We start from the raw sequence: 15,918 nt of genomic DNA, 5'->3' as shown, positions 1-15,918 counted from the left end.
CTTTTACACATTTGCCTCATATAAATCCCTACTATTGACTTTTGGCACTTTTGATACCAATGATTCCAGCTCCCTGTCGCCCTCGAACAATAGCGGAAAAAACTTGCTGTCGAGCACCTGGTCCTGTTCCATTTTGGGAAAACTATGAAGGGCAGCTATACGCTCGTAGTTCGCCGTATTGCCAAGTGTTTGATCTGCCATTGCATTCAACACAACAGCTCTCCGTGGCCTGTCGGAATAGTTAGCATAGGAACCATGCATCATCAGCGGATGATGAAAGCTCGCATAGCCTTTCGGCAGTTCATTTGCCACTTTACCATCGAAAACAGCCATCTGCTCTTCGGTCAATACGTGTCTTACGGCCTCCATATCTCCGGCAAGACCAGTGATGGGAAGCAGCCCCCATTTATGGCTGCCAGGCACATAGTACAAACATCCGTTTTCAGCCGTGGCGTCATCCAGCCCTATCCAGCAGGTGAGATGATGCATTGGCTTTGTAAAAGTCCAGTAAGAAAAATCCTGGTGCCATGCCACCACACCTCCATGTTTGGATGGTTTACAAAACAGTTGGTCATGGAAAAGCCGAAATGATGTTCCCAACAGCTGGTAGGTAGCCATCCGGTAAGCGGGCGACCATACCAGGTCATGAAATCCCGGCGTAACCCGCCAGGCGCCGATAGCATGAAAGAGCACTTTATCCCGGTCTTCAGATTCATTACTTTCATAATGGTAAAAGAGTTGCTTTTCTTCTGCTGTGACCGACTGCAATTTCAACAACTCTTCGTTTAGCCGGTCTACGTGATGCTCATTCAATATCTTAATACCGGAAATGTATCCGTTTTCATGGAAAAACCGCACCTGTGCTTCGGTAAGCATGTACTGTTCCCATTCAGCAGCATTGGCCGGTTGATCAAACATACCGGCGATGGGACTATTGAAGTTTGCCAGATCAAAAATTGTTTCGGGTTCATTTTTTTTCATGTTACTCCTTTTTGGTTTTAATTCATTGGGACCGCTTCATAACCGGCACGATCCTCAAAACACATTTTCCGTGCTGCGCTGATGTAAGTTAATTCAATGCTATCGCCACGGCTGTCCAGTTTGCGAATAAAAACTGTCTATTTGCGAATTTTTTCCGGCTGTTTCATTAATGACTGTTCGTGGCCCATTGCCAACAACAAAGCAGTCTACCTTCTTTAAAAATTTTAAAATCGGTTTATGGACGTCAGGGAAAACGTGTTCCAGGCTTTATAATAGCGGAAGGGAGAATACGTGCAGACTTAAAACCGGCAATGAGGAGGAAATGCTGCTATTAACTTTAGTGCTGGCCAGCGCCAGCAGCGTTTTTGCTCCGGTATTCCAATGGGGTAAGACCCGTGTATTGCTTAAAATACCGGGTGATGTTATCAAAATTTCTGAAGTTCAGCTCACAGGCTATTTGTTGTACAGTAAGGTCCGATTGTTCCAGGAGCAGTTTAATCCGGTTAATTCTTACCTTTTTTATTTCTTCCATAATAGAGCTCCTGATTGCCTGTTGGAAGCGTTTTTCCAGGATGCGGCGGGATATCGTGGTAGACCTGACCACATCATCCACCGAAATATCTTCCGAGACTGCAGTACCGGCGATATAATATAAGGCGTTGCGCACTTGTTCATCTTCGATGGCCAGTGCATTGGTGGAGTTTCTCGTAATTATTCCTGCTGTATTCACCACTATATTAGCCAACGGCTTCTCTCCGTCCCGGATCCATTTGCTGAGTGCCAACGCGGCATCATACCCGGCGCGTGCCGCATTGTGTTCAACACTCGATAAGGTAGGACTGGCCATCTCGCATATCATCACATCATTATCAACGCCCATGATGGAGAAATCATCAGGTACCTTTGATGTCGTTTGCCTGATTGTTTCCAGTAAAACAAGACTTAATTCGTCGGTAGCTGAAAACACCGCGCAAGGCTTTTGGAGTGTGGGCAGCCATTCCAGCAGTTTCGACGGAAGATGCTCCAGCAACAATCCGGTATTATCAAAAATAAAAGCCTTCACTTCAAAACCAGCTTCACCGATCCGGTCAACGTAACCTTTCTGTCTTTCCAAAGACCACTGGAAATGCTTAAATCCTAAAAATGCGAAATGGCTATACCCTTTTGAAATAAAATGCCCGGCCACCATCTCGCCAACACGATAATCATCTCCCCAAATATTTATTTTATCCGGGTACAAATGCGTATGAGGTGCTACAATGATCGGGATATTCAAAGCAAACAAACCTTGTAAATTGATCACCTCTCTCGCCAGAATACCATCCGGCTGCCATTCTGATATTCGCTGAACCAGTTGTTCTTCGCTATCGGTGTGTATATATTTAGGAGAATAGAAAAAGAAAACAAAATTGTCGTGCAGACGGTTATAGTTGGTGATACCCATCAACAATCCCCTGTCATAGGCTCTCGAAACGTCAAGCAATATGGCAATCTTCAATTTCTTTTTCATTCAGCGGAACATTTATGGATAAACAGCAAGCTTCCCCGGAAATGATCAAGCCGTTCTGAATCACCTTCTTTATTTGTGCGGTTCTTCCTACCAGGCATCTATACTTTTTTCAGCCTGAAAAGCCGGGTTTCATGTGATAATATTTTCCCCTTCCATTTGTTGCCGGACGTTACTACCTGGTGCTGCCACAAATCCCTGATTTCATACTTTCCGGATAGTCCTATTTCCTGCAACAACAGGGAATAGATGGCCGCTTCGGTACCACGGTTCAAAACAGCTACGGCGTAATCGCCATTAGCCAGCGGTTTTACCAGCACATTCCATTGATCGCCCTTGATTTTCCTGATGGCCTGTTTACCCAATGGGTCCTGGTTAACGGCAATCACTTCTTCATTCAGGAGGATACGCTTTGTGATGTCGTTCATATGTCTCACGTCGCAGGTCACCACCAGGGGTGCGTTCATCATGCACCATAAACTCATGTTGGAAGCGTATTCTATGTCATTACAGCCAATCCCTCCGAGGTCGCCGGAGGGTCCCTTTTTGCCATATAAGCCAACGATCAGCATATCAGGATCGTTCCATCTGCCAGGTCCTGCATAGTCACTCAGCTCCGCGTTTACGTCGAGTATTTCCATCAAACCTTCCCCACTTTTCTCTCCCGGCGCCCGCTGCCATTTATCCCGTACATCGCCGGTAGTACGCCATAGTTGTCCGCCGGCATTAGCGGCCCACAACCATGGTTTACGATCGCCCCATTCGCAGATGCTGAAAACGATGTATCTTCCGCTCTTCCTCAGTGCGTTGGCCATTGCTTTGTATCGCAGCTTCGCCGTATTGGAATCTGTAGGAGCATTACAATAATCATACTTCAGATAATCAACACCCCAGGAAGCAAAAGTGGCGGCATCCTGCTCTTCAAAATGAAGACTGGCGGTATAGCCGGCGCAGGTAAGTGGCGCAGCATCAGAGTAAATGCCCAGCTTAATACCTTTCTGATGCAGGTAATCGGCCAGGGCTTTAATACCGGAAGGAAATTTAGCCGGGTCCGGAATAATAGCATTCCTGTTATCCCGACCACCCTGCCAGCCATCATCAATCATCAGGAAACGATAACCAGCTTTCACCATTCCGGATTGCTCCATTGCATCTGCCATCTCCCGCAGATCTTTTTCATTAATTTTATCAGCAAAATAGTTCCAGCTCATCCAACCCATAGGAGGTACCGGCGCCAGTTGCTGCGCATGAACATAGCAGGAGGACACAAAGAAAACAAGAGAAAACAGCCATTTTTTCATATCGGAATTTATTAGAAAATTTATTGTCAGCAACCTCGTATATAACTCCAAAGGTTAGGCTCTCCGTTATCATCAATCACTTTTAACCAACCTTCGGTTTTGTACGCTATGTTCTCCTTCTCACTTAATGATGTATTACAGGGATGCTCTTTATACTTTGTGATTTTTACTTTACCCCATTGTCCTTCGATCTCACCGGTAAGCTTAATTTCAAATAAATCGCCCCGGACTGACCCAATCACTTCGCTATTTAAGTCAGGCGCTTTTCGTAATCTTAACCCAGGTTCATTAGCATAATACCCCAGCTCATTCCCGCTTTGCTTCATCAGATGATCAAGCCAGCAAACTGTCTTAAAACCTTGTCTTTTAATTTCAGCAACACTCAGCCAATAGCTTTTCAGCGTGTCGAGTACTTTTACAAATCCTCCAACTGAGTCAGTATAATTTATTGCGTATAGCTCGTAGCCAATTTCCCTGTAGTTGTCCACTTTCTCTTTTCTATCTCCCGACACCAAATAAATTTTGTATGGAACCTGGTCGTCTTTTTTGGGATTGCCTGATCTTTTAAGCGTTCCAATAACTTTTCCTGCGGGTTTGTCATAAACAGAAAAGCCCTGTTCAGGTGAAAGGATGCAACAATATTTTGCGGAGTTTTGCAGGCTATCAATCGCCGGGATAATAATTCCCCGTTTGAATGCTTGCCCAAAAACAGCTATCGGGATTAAGAAAAGAAGTATTGCAATTGCTTTTTTCATAGTTTACTGTTTCAAGGAGGCCCTGCACAAGGACGCCTTTGTTTGCCGCTGCCGGCGCTTGTCCTGTAGTTACAGGCAACTCATAAATATACACAACATTTAATAGTTCCCATATTTTCTTATAAAACATATCCAAATGCAGCGCATCACCTCGTAGTGAATACCACCGCTACAAAAACAAATAATAATTCCGCCGGCAGTGCTTGCGGAATTATTATTTGTTTTGCAGGAAAAAGAAATCTCCCCAAAAACAACATCAACAATTTCCAATTTTAATGTATCTTAATAGTATCTGTCGATTCCATTGATCCATCTTAAAGAGAGCTGTTAAATTTAATTTCATGAATAATGAAGAATAAGTGAACCCGAGGCATTATCATGCTTTAACTATGTTAGCCCATTAGTAAAGTACAATAATGCACCCAAGTAATTGATAGCTGCGCGTTTAACAACGCCGGCAAAGGCGTTGCTGACCACATGTTACATGTGCCGGCCGGCCTGCCCCTTGCTGTTCCGGATTATTATATCATCCGGTTAAACCCGTCCTTATGCCCTGATCTACTGCAGGCATTGTTATTATTCACCATAAAATCCATCCAAATGAAACACAATTTTTTATCACTCAGATTGTTAACCGCTTTGATCATGCTGATAACAGGCGTCAGCTGCACCAAAGAATTTCGTTCCCCGGAAACCTTGACAGGTAATGCCACCCTGGCTACAGGCGCTAATTCAACGGCGCTTAACGCGTCACTGGATAGCCTGATCGCCTATAAGAGTCGCCCTCATGAAATCTATGCGGCGTTTTATCGCCTGGAAGGACCCTGTTACGGTCCGGCTCCATTTAACACTAATTTCTCCCAGGTACCAGATAGCCTGGATATATTGATACTCTTCTGTTTTTCACCCAGCTCGCCGGTAGCAAGCCAGGTGCCGGGCTGGATCAGTTCATTACATACCAAAGGCACCAAAGTAATTCTCACAGGAGGACTGGACCTCGTTGCAGGCGCCACACATGACTCCGTGGGTTATGCGTTGACAGCCAAACATATCATGGACAGTGTGGTAAATAAATATGGCTTTGATGGTTATGATATTGATATAGAAAGCACGCCCAGCGGTCAAACGCTCACAGATATGGCGGGGGTATACAAAGCACTTTCCAGGTACCTGGGGCCTAAATCCGGCACAGGGAAACTGCTTACTTTCGATACCAATCAAAGTGGCAGCAACAGTCTTTTCCAGAAAGTATATACCATGGTCGACTATGTATGGCTGCAGGCCTATGGACGCGGCGCCAGTACATTACAATCCACCTGGAATACCTTTTCTCCTTATATCCGGTCATCACAATTTATTCCCGGCTTTTCCTTCTATGAAGAAAGAGGATATCCCTCAAATGTATGGTACGATGTAACCTATCCTGTAAACGGCACCGGCCGGGCCTATGACTATGCCCGTTGGGAACCCTCCACAGGTAAGAAAGGCGGCGTATTCAGCTATGCAATAGACCGCGATGCGCCGTTGACTTCTTCTACTGACAATACCGCCTATGCGCCTACTTACATCGTCAGCAGGCAACTGATACAGATCATGAATCCTGGCGGCGGCAGCGGCGGATCAACCGGTGTGGTGTTTTACCAGGACTCCAACTATGGAGGCGCAGCCTCCCAGCTGCTCGCAAAAGGCAATTATACCTTATCGCAGCTGCAGGCAAAAGGTGTTGTGAATGACTGGGCATCTTCCGTAAAAATTCCTTCCGGCTGGACAGTGATCATGTATGCAGATGATAACTTTTCGGGCACATCCTGGACGCTTACCGCCGACAACAGCTGGTTTGGAGGTCTCTCTCCTACCGCGAATGACAAAATAAGCTCGGTAAAAATCCAGTAATAGCGGGTTACAAAACGCCAAAATCCATTGGCAGAAAAACACCACAATATCCATTTTCTTTAAGACAGCTGATCACGTCAGCTGTCTTAAAGAAAATCCCTTCCACCCGCATGATATTATCTTCATCTTCCAAATCAAAAGTTATTTCCAGGAACGGATATATCTGCAGAAGATCATGGATGACCTCTTTGGCTCCTTCTTCCGATCGTACATCTGTTTTGAAAACACTTATCATATTCATAAGACAGATTATTTTTTCTTTCCTATAAGAGAAAAAGGATTAAATGATATCCCTGCATTGACATAAAAAGCCGGGTCAGGAGTAGTCTGAAATACCGGTGATCCGAATGAATCTTCCTTCCGAAATACTCTGCCTGAAGGCGTTATCCTCATCCCCGTTTTTGCAGTCAGCACAAAATATTTTGCGATGAGATGCTCATAAGTCAACCCGGAACTAATGTCTACCTGCCTGTATTCATACCTTTGAGGAGTACCATCTATATCATACAAATAAAATGAGGTTCTGTCCAGCTCCGCCCCCAGCGATACCCTGCCGTTGGTCAACACATTTTTTCTGAGATAGATACTTTTGGGGAGATTAATATCCGCCATCCATCCATTGCTAAATTTATGCTCATAGGAGAAAGTCGGCATGAAAGGGCTTTGTACACTCGGGTCAATATTGAAAAGTAGCCCGGCAGTCATTTTCGTACGTTGATTGGCTTTTAATATCAGGGTTCCGGTCACCATACCTTTCACCCTTTCTACATGTTTATCACTTCCATCCAACAGGATACTGGAAGAATAAATCACCCGTTTATTAAACAACGTGGAGAAATAAGAGAAATTCACCGATGAAAAAAAATAATGAAAATCTCCATCCAGCACCTTAACACCTCCGGAAACGGGTATGGTGATATCCGCTTCCGTATTGGTATACCTGTAACCGGCTGTAGCCCCCAAAAGCCAGTTTTTCTTTTTTATAAAATTGATATTGGCACTCACTTTTACCTGCGAGAAACTGTTGACCTTACTTTCCGGCAGCAATTTCCCTCCTTTTTCCGAGGAAAAATTATACGGTGCTACATGGGTAAATTCAATATTGAAAGGGCGTGCTATGGCAAATTTGTCGGCCGCATAAACCACTACCCGCTTAGGAATATTTATACTATCCTTTGCACTCCGGTGTATACTATCGCTGCGTTGTGAAAAACAGGTCAATGACAAGATCAATAAACCTGCTGCTAATGATGCTACTTTTTTTATGATATCCATATATAATTTTAATTATAGTCCCGGGCAGCCCCGACCGCTCTTTAACAAATCCTTAGGCATTTATTAATGTACCTCGCAAAGGAAAAGATAATACCATGGCCAATTTTCCTTTTTATACAAACCCGGCTACATTTTATACCAAAGTTTCTGAGCCGGTATTTGGTATAACAAAAGCGGGTGTTTGTATAATTTCCGGCAGCCATCGGAGATATCGTTTTATCTTTGTCCGGGACTCAAGCATTGTTGGAATATCATGAAACACGATTATCCTGAGTTAAAGGAAACGAAGATGATAAGGCTGATCGTTGACGATCGTTACAAACTATGGCGTCATATCATATTAATATTCGGAACCCTTATCGTTATTTCCTTTTCCAGTGAGATATTGCAATACACAGGAGCCTACAGGTATTACAGGCTGATATGCGTGTATGTTTCTTTAATAGCCATGTGTTATATCAACATCAATGTGCTGGTGCCCCGGTTTTTCTTCAAGGGACATTACGTACGTTACCTGCTGCTCCTGTTTTTATGGGTAGCAATATTTATAGTACTCATGTCTATTTTACTAAATGGACTCTTTACACACGGACAGATAATTTTGCGCCAGCATAGAACCGGGAATGATATGGGCATTTACGAGGGAATGATCATGTTAACCCCCATCATCCTGGTTACCACCATGATAAAGCTGTTCCAGCGATGGATGCGGGACAATGAAAGAATGGCGGAGCTGCGCAACATCACGCTGACCATGGAACTGAATGAACTAAAGAACCAGATCAACCCTCATTTTCTCTTTAACATGCTCAATGGCATCAAGGCATTGGTACACAGCGATCCGGGGAAAGCAGATATGGTCATCATGAAACTATCTGAATTCCTCCGCTACCAGCTTTATGAAAACAACGAGGCAAAAACACCATTGCGATCCGAAATAAATTTCCTATCGAATTTTCTTGACCTGGAAAAGCTCAGAAGAGACAACCTCACGGTAAGCATCGAAAGTGACACCGACGCATCCCTCCTCAACCGGATTTTTTTGCCGCCCAACCTTTTCACTACCTTTGTTGAAAATGCCGTTAAACACAGTGTGAATATAAGCGGGGAAGCAGCATATATCAGGATCAGCATCACCATTACCGATAACAGGCTTTACTTCGTTTGCATTAATTCAACAGACCCCGCATATACACCTTCTAATGGAAAAAACAGTGGCCTGGGATTAGCAAACATAAAAAGACGGCTTGAGCTGCTGTATCGCGACAACTACGTTCTTTCAATTAACTCCGGAGAAAATGAATATAATGTGACCTTAACAATTCCCTTATGAACTGTATTATTGTAGATGATGAGCCATTGGCCAGAGAACAAATGCACACACTGATCAAAGAAGTATCCCGGTTGGAGATATTGGGAAAATTCTCCAATGCCCCCACCGCCCTTGAGTTTTTAAAGGAGAATGAGGTAGACCTTATTTTCCTCGATATTGAAATGCCAATGGTAACAGGCTTGCAGTTTGCCGCGCAACTGCCCAGGCAAACCCTTACCATTTTCACCACCGCCTACCCGCAGTACGCGTTAAAGAGCTATGAGCTCGACGCTATCGACTACCTGCTTAAGCCCATAGAAAAAACACGGCTGGAAAAAGCGATCAATAAAGCAGAAGTATACCGGAAGCTGTTGTCTGATGATACGGAAAAAAGCATCGTTGAATCCAATACAGTCGACTTTCTCCTGGTTAAATCCGAGCGGAAATTTCACCGGATCAACTTCGCCGACATCAGGTTTATAGAAGGGTTAAAAGACTATGTGGTGATGTATGTGGGTAACCAGAAACTCATCACCGCTATGAATTTAAAAACCGTTCACCAGAAGCTTCCGCAGCATCTTTTTCTCCGGGTCAGCAAATCTTATGTGGTGAATACGAAGTATATCGATTCATTTGACCACCGCACCATCTTTCTTGGCGATTTTGAAATCCCATTGGGGGAAGTGTATAAAAAAGATTTCTTCTCGATCTTTTCAGGTGGTTCACTTAACCCGGAAGAATAAGCAGTATGCATATGATGATTGAGTGATGCTGGTTAGCCGGCATCACTCAACAAATAAACATTTTTTCAATTTCCCAGAAAACGCTCCGCCGTTTGAACATCCGCATAATAAAACGCCAGCGATCCCATGAATGCCTGCTGCACCTGTGAAGCTTCCACTGTTTCTCCATCTGCCTCCAGCGCCCTGGTGGCACAGGCATCGGAAATCACGGTACAACTATATCCCAGGTCCTTTGCAGCCCTGGTAGTGGCATCCACGCATACATGCGTCATCATGCCGGTGATCACCAGGTGGGTGATGCCTTTCTCTTGCAGGTATGCGTGCAGTGCTGTTTCCCGGAAGCTATTGGGATATTGTTTTACAATCACCTGTTCCCCTGCAATGGGAGCCACTGCGGCGTTAATCTCTATGCCCGGCGTGTTAACCACCAGGAACCCGGCACCCGGATCCATAGCAATATGTTGTATGTAAATCACGGGGATTCCTTCCCGCCTGCTCTGTTCCAATACCTTGCTGATATTCGCTGCCGCCGCTTCCGGGTTCACCAGCTCCATCCTGCCGCCTTTGAAATAATCATGCTGCACATCGATAATAACTAACGCCTGTTTTTTCATGAGCTTTTGTTTAACTAAAAAATTGATTTACACAAAGGTTGTCAGAATACCAGGTATTCCGATTGACCTAGGTCAATCGGAATGTTAAATAAGATCATCCGGGTTATTTGCGTTTTGCTTTCAGCATCCGGCTGAAAAAGGCAGGCGTAACACCTATGAAAGAGGCGATCTGCTGATGGGTGAGCGATGCTGCGATATGCGCGTAGCGTTGCTGAAACTTTTCAAACCTTTCGGCTGCACTAAGACTTAAAATATCTGTGACACGTTGTTGGCTTACCGCAAAAGCCCTTTCCGTAAGGATCCTGAAGTACTGCTCAAACAGGGGAATTTTTCTGAACAGCTCCGTTCGTTTTTCTTTGGTGAGTATCAGCGTGCTGGTATTTTCAATCGCCTCAATAAAAAGACTTCCCGGCGTTTCAAAAACAAAGCTCATATAGTCCACCACCCACCAATCTGCCGGGGCTATCGTCAATATATGCTCGTCTCCTTTCTGATCCAGCAGGTAACTTTTTACACATCCCTGCGTGATGAAGGTAAAACTGTTGCAGTGGTTGCCCTCCCGCTGCAGGAATTCTTTGCGGTGATAATCCCTCGGTTGCAGCAGCGAAAGAAAGCCGGCCTTTTCTTCATCAGAAATGGAAATATACTTACTAACGTTTTGAAGAATTAATGCCTGCCCATTCATTGCTTTAATTTGAATCCGTGCTGAAAGGTACACAATCGCCACAAAAAAAGCCGCATTGACCCTGCGATCAATGCGGCTTGTAGATTGTTTATTTTTACAGGCGGTCCCTTAGTATCCCGGGTTAGGCACCAGGTTCGGGTTCAGCGCCAGCTCTATTGCAGGAATAGGGAACACACGACGGAAAACATCATTATCTGCCGGTTTGAAACCCCATTTACCTTCAAATTTACCAAAGCGGATCAGGTCATTTCTTCTCCAGGCCTCCCAGGCAAATTCGCGGGCGCGCTCTTCCAGGATCATTGGCAGCGTAATACCTGCCACCGGCGTAGTACCTGCACGACTGCGGATCTTGTTTACCAGCACATCAGCAGTTTGCAGTTCTCCTTTTACCACCGTAGGAGTAGCGCCACGGAGAATGGCTTCTGCCTTCATCATGATCACATCTGCCAAACGGAATACCGGAAGATCGGTATTCTGGAAACGGGTGGCGGTGTTAACATTTTTGTCAGGATAGAATTTGATGGAACGTACACCTTTCAGTTGTCCTTTCAGGTCGTTTCCTACATCCAGTTTGGCCTCACCACCGGCTTTCAGCGTTAACTCAGGAAAAATTTCCACCCACCAGTCGATCGGTGTATCTGCACCGGTTGAAGAAGCATCCAGCGTTTTGGTAGTGGTGTGAACGATATTCTTGCTGTTATCCTTATTATACTGCTTACCGGATAACCAGGTATTGTTACGAACGTCGTTCGGCTGGTTAAAATAAGCGTAGAAGTCAGGAATAGTGCTCAGCGCCACGCTGGGACCAAATGCAGCAGGCAGGTCAAAGCGCTCCTTCAGAAAAGGGTGCAAACAGAAACGGGTAAAGTGACAACCGGGGATCAGGTTGGCATCATAAGGAATGGCAAAGATGGTTTCCTTGATCTGCGGACCGTTATCCGGCTTGAAGATCGAGGTATAATCAGCATCCAGTGAATAAGGCGCATTCGTGAGAATACTATCTGCCATCGCTACGGCATCAGTATAACGCGGCGTGCCGGTATAATACTCCGCATTGAGATACATTTTTTCCAGCAACGCAAAGGCCAGCCATTTGGTAGCACGTCCATAGGTACTACCATCCACTTTGGTGGTTAAATTAGGCAATGCCGATTTCAATGTGCTTTCGATAAAGGCAAATACTTCCTTACGCTGCTTCGTAGCCGGTGGAGTGTTTACCGGGAAGGTATCCAGCACAGGAATGTTGCCATACAGGTCCATCATAAAAAAACTGAACAACGAACGCATGGTTTTCAGCTCCGCAAGAGAAGTGGTTTTATAGTCTCCGGCAGGTAATCCGTTTACCAGGTTAATGGCATTGTTGGCAATATTGATGCCCCCAAATCCCCATTGCCAGGCGCTGATCACGTACGGGTGACTGCTGCCCCAGGTATGCAGGTGCATAAAACGGTATTTACCGCCATCATCGTAGTTACCATCGCGAGCCGGGATAATCGCCTCATCGGTAGAAAACTCCTGTAACATCCAATAGTCCACTCCATAGCTAAAACCGGTACCATTCATCCAATAGGTAGCATCACCTGATTTGGTATTGGCCAGCTGTGAATATACCGCGCCAATAGCAGCAGCATAAGAAGCACTGTTGGAAGGAAAGTTGGAAGGCGTATATTTTGACTCCACATCTACATCCAGCTTGCTACAGGCGGTAAACCCCGTTACGGCAAGCAGGAAAATGCCAAGGACTTTTTTATAGCTCATATCTTTATTTTTAAACAATCAGGTTGATTAGAAAATAGCATTCAGACCAAAGATGAATGACCGGGTTTTAGGATAATAGTTCCTGGCATCGATACCCGGCGTAAGGCCACCAAGATCAATTTCAGGGTCTATACCTGTATAGTTGGTGATGATAAACACGTTGTTAACGTTACCATATACACGCAGTTTGCTGATATACGTATTTTTGATGTTGAAAGTGTACCCCAACGTCAGGTTATCCAAACGCAGGTAAGAACCATTTTCCAGGAACCGGTCGGAGATCAGGAAAGAGTTCTTATCGTTATAGGATTCGCCCGTCGTAAATTTCAGGATGTTGGTCATTTTAGCATCTGTTGGCGTATTCAGCGCAGCAGTAGTGGCGTTGAGTATCTTGTTGCCGGATACCCCGCGGATAAAGATATTCAGGTCAAAACCCTTATAGGTGAAGGTATTACTCCATCCATAGGTAATACTGGGCTGCGCGTTACCTGCCTGCATCAGGTCACCGATGCTGGGAGAAGTGGTAACAGTGCCGTCTGCTTTCTGATAGGTAGACACGCCGTCTTTATCTTTCCCCAGGTAATGGAACAGGGTAAATGTACCAATGGGTTGTCCTTCCAGGATTTTCTGACTCCAGTTACCGGACTGCCCTTTACCACCCAGGATAGCAGTAGGAATGTCCTTCAGCGTAAACCGTCCGCTGGACAGCGCGCTGATGCTGTTGGTATTGTGTGATACGTTGGCAGAAGTTTTCCAGTTAAAGTTTTTGGTACTTACCGGTTCAGCATTCAACACTACTTCCACCCCTTTGTTACTTACTTTACCCACATTCGCCAACAGGGTGGTGGTAATGTATTGGGTGGTAGATACCGGGTAGTTCCAGATAAGATCTGATGTTTGTTTATCGTAGTAGTCTATGGCGCCGCTCAGCCTTCCTTTAAAGATAGCAAAGTCGATACCTGCATTGAACATGCCGGTGCGTTCCCACTTCAGGTCCGGGTTAGGGTTCTGCACCGGGGCAATGGCATTGATCAGGTTACCGTTGTCATAATAACGGCCTGTGTTGCTGTATTGCAGCTGCGCCGCCAGCGGATCAAAGCCCAGCGAGTTACCGGAAACACCATAACTTACCCTCAGTTTCAGATCATCAAAGAAGTCGGTCGTTTTCATGAATGATTCCTGGCTGATACGCCATCCCACTGATACTGCCGGGAAATAACCCCAACGGTTGTTTTTACCAAAAGCAGAAGAACCATCATTACGCAACGATGCCTGTAAATAGTATTTATCGGCATACTGGTAATTGATCCTGCCATAGTAAGAGATCAAACGCAGGGTGGTGAGCGTACTGGTAGCGGAGTTATCGAATACCACGGTGCCGGGAGGCGGGTTGCTCAGGCTGAGATTATTCCAGGAAAGGGCGTCGCTGCCAAAGCCCTGTGTGGTTACGCCAAAGCCGTCGCCGTTGTGGTCTTCCTGCCAGGAGTAACCGGCCAATACTTTAAAATTGTGTTTGCCAACGGTTTTATCATAGTTAAAATAAGACTCAATGATATTGCGCGCGTTAGTCCAGGCCAGGCGGTTAGCCTTACCATTAAGCCCTTTCGCAAGTACGGACAAGCTGTTGTTATACACATTTCTTGTTACCTGCTCACGCTGGGTGGAAAGACTCAGCGTATAGGTAAGACCAGGGAGTATTTTTACTTCTGCAAGACCATTACCCAGGAACTTATTGATCTTGGTTTCATCGCTGTTGTTGTCGATGAGTGATACGGGGTTGTTACTGCCACGGACATTACCGGCATAGTCTTCCGTATAACTGCCGTCGGCGCGCTTCACCAATACGGTAGGCAGGTAGTTGAGCATATTTCCAAATACTGCATCGGGCACATTGTTTTGTGTGGTAGACGAGTTGAAAATATTCACTCCCAGCCGCAGACGGTCGTCAAACGCGCGCTGATCAATGTTAGCACGGATCCCCATTCTCTTCAGCGATGAACCCACGATGATACCGGGGTTGTTGAGGTAGTTGACACTGAAGCCATAGGTGGTATTTTTTGATCCGCCCATGAGTGACAGGTTATGATTATGGGAAACGGCATCACGTTGTACTTCCTTTTGCCAATCGGTATTTACCGGCGTGGTAGTGCCGGGATATACATCGTTATTAGCTGCTGCCAGTACCTGACCGTTATCTGCGAGGTATTTACGCAACTCATCACCGGTAAGCACTTCGAGCCGTTTGGATACTTTTTCGATACCGAAATAAGCGTTATAAGCTATGCGCAACTGGTCTACTTTGGGCCGGCGGGTAGTCACCATGATTACACCATTGGCAGCCCTGGCGCCATAGATAGCGGTAGAAGCGCCATCTTTGAGAACGTCGATGCTCGCGATATCATCGGGTGCTACCATATCGATAGGTGCGCCCGGCACACCGTCGATCACGTAAAATGGTTCCTGGGCGCCACTGCGTAAAGTAGAGGGTCCTCTCAGTATTACGCTGGGATTCTGGTTAGGGTTTCCGCTTTTGGTGATCGTTAAACCAGGCACCTTACCCTGCAGCAACATGGAAGGAGAGGCAATTACCCCCTGCGTAAACTCCCCTGAAGCCACAGAACTGATGGCGCCGATCACATTCTTTTTACTGGTTTTACCATAACCGGTAATCACCACATCATTGAGTTGTTTGAGCTGCGCCGCCAACGATACATTGAGGCTATGCGCGCCGTTTACAACAACATCCTTGCTCTCGTATCCTACAAAGGCAATATGCAGGGTACCGTTACCATTGCTGATCTCTAAACGATAGTTTCCTTCCACGTCCGACACTACGCCATTACGTGTGCCTGCCTCAGAAATACTTACACCCGGGAGGGGTTGATTTTTGTCGTCTGTAATCCTGCCCTGAACCCTGAACTTGTCCTGTGCCAGCGCCGGTAAACAGGCAAAGCACAGGCATACTATCCAGCATGGGATAGCTGTCAGTAGTTTCACAGGAAATTGTAATGAAAACCTACAGTAATAGATTTTTTTCATAAAGCAATCTTTAAGTGACTTGTTTGTTTAAATAGTGATAATTGGTCGTTGCTGT

Annotated in this window: 13 protein-coding genes; 3 read left to right on the top strand and 10 right to left on the bottom strand. The window is 45.5% G+C overall.

The window, feature by feature from the left end; all coding sequences use genetic code 11:
• Window positions 1–3: 3 nt before the first annotated feature.
• From KE626_RS10050 to KE626_RS10035, 4 genes are all read right to left on the bottom strand, one after another.
• Complete coding sequence (locus KE626_RS10050; protein ID WP_211972756.1) at window positions 4–981, bottom strand: phytanoyl-CoA dioxygenase family protein; 978 nt, start codon at window positions 979–981, stop codon at window positions 4–6.
• Window positions 982–1,318: 337 nt separating this feature from the next.
• Window positions 1,319–2,491 carry a XylR family transcriptional regulator gene (locus tag KE626_RS10045; protein WP_211972755.1) on the bottom strand — a complete coding sequence of 391 codons (1,173 nt, stop codon included), beginning with the start codon at window positions 2,489–2,491 and terminating at the stop codon, window positions 1,319–1,321.
• 98 nt (window positions 2,492–2,589) lie between these two features.
• The gene (locus KE626_RS10040) at window positions 2,590–3,789 is read right to left on the bottom strand and encodes a glycoside hydrolase family 27 protein (protein ID WP_211972754.1); all 1,200 of its coding nucleotides are present in this window, start codon (window positions 3,787–3,789) and stop codon (window positions 2,590–2,592) included.
• A 26-nt stretch (window positions 3,790–3,815) separates the two neighbouring features.
• Window positions 3,816–4,544, bottom strand: coding sequence for an SH3 domain-containing protein (locus KE626_RS10035; RefSeq protein ID WP_211972753.1), 729 nt, complete (start codon window positions 4,542–4,544; stop codon window positions 3,816–3,818).
• Window positions 4,545–5,144: 600 nt separating this feature from the next.
• Between KE626_RS10035 and KE626_RS10030 the strand changes: the two genes are divergently transcribed.
• Window positions 5,145–6,437 carry an EndoS/ChiA family endoglycosidase gene (locus KE626_RS10030; RefSeq protein ID WP_211972752.1) on the top strand — a complete coding sequence of 431 codons (1,293 nt, stop codon included), beginning with the start codon at window positions 5,145–5,147 and terminating at the stop codon, window positions 6,435–6,437.
• Between the two features lie 7 nt (window positions 6,438–6,444).
• On the opposite strand, the gene KE626_RS10025 is transcribed toward KE626_RS10030, so the two are convergent.
• Window positions 6,445–6,678 (bottom strand): hypothetical protein, encoded by a 234-nt coding sequence (locus tag KE626_RS10025; RefSeq protein ID WP_211972751.1) that lies wholly within the window; start codon window positions 6,676–6,678, stop codon window positions 6,445–6,447.
• Window positions 6,679–6,686: 8 nt separating this feature from the next.
• Complete coding sequence (locus tag KE626_RS10020) at window positions 6,687–7,712, bottom strand: DUF6268 family outer membrane beta-barrel protein (protein ID WP_211972750.1); 1,026 nt, start codon at window positions 7,710–7,712, stop codon at window positions 6,687–6,689.
• A gap of 253 nt (window positions 7,713–7,965) precedes the next feature.
• Between KE626_RS10020 and KE626_RS10015 the strand changes: the two genes are divergently transcribed.
• Both KE626_RS10015 and KE626_RS10010 read left to right on the top strand, forming a co-directional pair.
• On the top strand, window positions 7,966–9,045 hold the full coding sequence (locus KE626_RS10015) for a sensor histidine kinase (RefSeq protein ID WP_211972749.1): 1,080 nt from the start codon (window positions 7,966–7,968) through the stop codon (window positions 9,043–9,045).
• The gene (locus KE626_RS10010; RefSeq protein ID WP_211972748.1) at window positions 9,042–9,767 is read left to right on the top strand and encodes a LytR/AlgR family response regulator transcription factor; all 726 of its coding nucleotides are present in this window, start codon (window positions 9,042–9,044) and stop codon (window positions 9,765–9,767) included. The genes KE626_RS10015 and KE626_RS10010 overlap by 4 nt, the downstream gene beginning before the upstream one ends.
• A 65-nt stretch (window positions 9,768–9,832) precedes the next feature.
• On the opposite strand, the gene KE626_RS10005 is transcribed toward KE626_RS10010, so the two are convergent.
• The 4 genes from KE626_RS10005 to KE626_RS09990 all read right to left on the bottom strand — a co-directional run bounded on the left by KE626_RS10005 (window position 9,833) and on the right by KE626_RS09990 (window position 15,821).
• Window positions 9,833–10,381 carry a cysteine hydrolase family protein gene (locus KE626_RS10005; protein WP_211972747.1) on the bottom strand — a complete coding sequence of 183 codons (549 nt, stop codon included), beginning with the start codon at window positions 10,379–10,381 and terminating at the stop codon, window positions 9,833–9,835.
• A gap of 103 nt (window positions 10,382–10,484) precedes the next feature.
• Complete coding sequence (locus tag KE626_RS10000; RefSeq protein WP_211972746.1) at window positions 10,485–11,066, bottom strand: Crp/Fnr family transcriptional regulator; 582 nt, start codon at window positions 11,064–11,066, stop codon at window positions 10,485–10,487.
• Between the two features lie 108 nt (window positions 11,067–11,174).
• Complete coding sequence (locus KE626_RS09995; RefSeq protein WP_211972745.1) at window positions 11,175–12,824, bottom strand: RagB/SusD family nutrient uptake outer membrane protein; 1,650 nt, start codon at window positions 12,822–12,824, stop codon at window positions 11,175–11,177.
• A 27-nt stretch (window positions 12,825–12,851) separates the two neighbouring features.
• Window positions 12,852–15,821: a SusC/RagA family TonB-linked outer membrane protein gene (locus KE626_RS09990; protein WP_211972744.1), complete on the bottom strand. Its 2,970-nt coding sequence runs from the start codon at window positions 15,819–15,821 to the stop codon at window positions 12,852–12,854.
• Between the last annotated feature and the right edge of the window lie 97 nt (window positions 15,822–15,918).

This window comes from Chitinophaga hostae, assembly GCF_018224885.1.
Lineage (GTDB): Bacteria > Bacteroidota > Bacteroidia > Chitinophagales > Chitinophagaceae > Chitinophaga > Chitinophaga hostae.
Note: the sequence above shows the minus strand (reverse complement) of the source record. Positions and strands in the feature narration are given on the sequence as shown.